We start from the raw sequence: 2,715 nt of genomic DNA, 5'->3' as shown, positions 1-2,715 counted from the left end.
ATCTTCAAACTCCAACATTGACTTTCCATGCTGGATAGTGATGAGAACTTGGGTTTCGGAGTTTTTTGAAGAAAGTATCTGGGCAGGCATGGCAGCAAACATAAACGTCAGTAGTCAATTACTAATAGAGTAGATGCTTTTTAAATACTTGCTACATTATTCAGGCTGAGCACCCCATAAAATTCACAAAATCCAGATCACGAAAAACAAACGACAATGCACTTGTTGAATCAAAAAACGGAGCCATCATCAGAAAAATGTTGGGCTATGCTCATATACCGCAACATCATGCTGCAGAAGTGAATGCGTTTAACAAAAATTACCTGACACCTTACATCAATTTTCACCGGCCTTGCTTTTTCCCAGAGACGATAATAGATGAAAAAGGCAAAGAGAGAAAACGTTACCTTTACGAAAACATGATGACACCTTATGAAAAACTGAAATCTTTGCCTGACTGGACGCAATATTTGAAGAAAGGAACTCCGCCGGATGCATTGGAGTCAAAGGCTGAATCMATGAGTGATAACGAGGCTGCCCAGCAACTGCAGTCTGCCAGAGAATCACTGTTTCAAGGCATCTTTAAGCGAAAGGCCTGAAATCATGGGTTTATACTCTTTTCAGGCTCATTTTGGGATTGGAAAATACTGCCATCCCCTGAAAGCATGCAACCAAAGAGCAGTTAGCAGAACGTTGGTACTGCAGTTGGTGATAGCGCTCTGGCTAGAAAGGTTGTATAAAAARCGAGCTCCCGGAGGATTGTTCGATGATCTGAAGTGAGCATGGCAGCCATCTCAAACTTGGTGGTTGGGGATGGTTGCTTTTTAGCTGATTATTCGATTGCTGTTGAACTATTGTGCTTTGAGAACTCTAAAGTCGAGGACTCATGGATAACGACTAAATAATGATCACTTCTTGAAGTCATTGTCTGGCATATTCGAACCAGAGCCCAAACGGAATTGGCCAGAAGAGTTTGACCACTGACATAATATTTATAGAAAAATGCCAGCGGTCATTTCCTGTATAGAATGATGAGGTTGCAGGTGCTAAATGGTTTATCCCACGCATACTCAGATGAAAGGGGTGGATACTAATGACCTTCCTAAAGAGTCACCAGACATCGGATTCTACAATCAAAGGAAAATATCAAGTACCGATCAGGTAGAGGATTATCACAGTAATACCGGCTTATCAAAAGAAAGCAAAGCCTCTTTTCCTGAAAAAAGACTGATGAATAGAAAGAAAACAGTGAGTAACCTCACAACCATTGAAAAACAGAACAGTAGTGACTATAAAAATGGAAGTCTTGAATTCTATAGCATATGCATATTATTAAGCTTTTTAAAATACCATGATCTTATTGGTGAACCGTCCAAAAAATTTTGCTGTAGTTTCGATATGCACCCTGCACACCCCTTCAAGCAGGCGGTAGAGCAGATGAAAACAATCGAAATCACCGATTCATCTCTGGATGGAGTCTATTTGACTTGTGATATTGTCGCCTATTGTACTCAAAATGAGGACGTATATAGGCAGCTCTCTCACCCTTCACTGCTCCTAAGAGGAGCCCCTCAGATTTTGGATCACATGCCCAACCAATTTTTTGAACTGTTGAAACAATGGGGAGAAAAGCAGCCCGAAATGGAATTAGTGAGTCGAAATGTGCATTTTAGTCAGCTGTTGAAAGTCATGCATTTGGATTTTTTAAATCTACTGAACCTGAGCCAGATCAAGCATACAATGTGTGCAACAGAAGGCATCGATATCAATATCGCTATTCAGAACGAATTAACTAAAGCTCCAGAGAAACTAGCTCCCATTGCAAGCGATCTTGGGATAGATAATGATTTTCTTGATACCATAGAAAGTGCATGCAGTGATTTTGTTAGCAATCTGAATGATGAGAACAACAAAAAAGATGCCCTGGCACAATATGACTCTTTCAGAAAAACCAAACCCATTATGAAAATAAGGAAGCTGACCAGTAAACTTGAAGCAGAGGATCGGCCATATGCCCAGATTCGCCCTTCTCAGAAAATTTATAACCTACCGGTAGCTCTGAAATGGGCAGAACTCGAGTTGGAGGTGATGCAAACCCAGGAGGAGATTGTTAATCTGGTTGATATTTCTGGCAAAGCAAAAATGAGTATTGAGAAAGCATTAAAATCAATTGAGAAGAGAATCAATGAAAACTTCCACTCAAATTCACCCTTAGAAACCGATACTGATGATTCATTTAGTGCACTCATAAAAAAATTAAATCAATTTACGGAACAACTATCGGATCATTATAAAAAAGCAAACACTACACTTCGGGAGGCAAAAAAAACTCAACGCCAATACAAAGGCGCAGGTGTTCCACAAAAACTTATTAATGAAATGAAAAATGGTTCGTTGATTTCTATTAAGGAACTTAATACTGTTCAAAAGGCAGCAACAAAAATAATTAGCATGACAAGAACAACTCTTAATGAAGGTGATAAGCAATGTAGGGAAATTCTAACAACCAAAGGGAGTGCTGTCCCCTGAAAAAGCATGAACACATGGAAATGATGAGAAGCTTAACGACTGACTAACAATATCCGGTTTTGCAACATAATCACAAATATAAACCAAAACTCACTTGAAACCATCGGTTTTATTTTGGTTTTGGCTTAACCGGTTTTCTGAGCACCTCTTCCTCCTCGTCAAGAGACGTCTTGGTATGGAGTCTGT

General features: G+C 39.6%; 2 protein-coding genes. Both read left to right on the top strand.

The features are described 5' to 3' along the window. The first annotated feature begins 257 nt into the window (after nucleotides 1-257). A complete protein-coding gene (locus tag AKL11_RS13175; protein WP_067518136.1) occupies nucleotides 258-599 on the top strand; it encodes a hypothetical protein in 342 nt (113 codons plus the stop codon). Between the two features lie 451 nt (nucleotides 600-1,050). Beyond that, nucleotides 1,051-2,529: a hypothetical protein gene (locus AKL11_RS13170; protein WP_067518134.1), complete on the top strand. Its 1,479-nt coding sequence runs from the start codon at nucleotides 1,051-1,053 to the stop codon at nucleotides 2,527-2,529. Nucleotides 2,530-2,715 lie beyond the last annotated feature (186 nt).

The organism is Endozoicomonas ascidiicola, assembly GCF_001646945.1.
Classification (GTDB): Bacteria; Pseudomonadota; Gammaproteobacteria; order Pseudomonadales; family Endozoicomonadaceae; genus Endozoicomonas; species Endozoicomonas ascidiicola.
This window is presented reverse-complemented; position numbering and strand designations above follow the sequence as displayed.

Coding starts and splice junctions, on each gene's coding strand:
- AKL11_RS13170 (WP_067518134.1), top strand. CDS start 1,051: ATGGTTTATCCCACGCATACTCAGATGAAAGGGGTGGATACTAATGAC.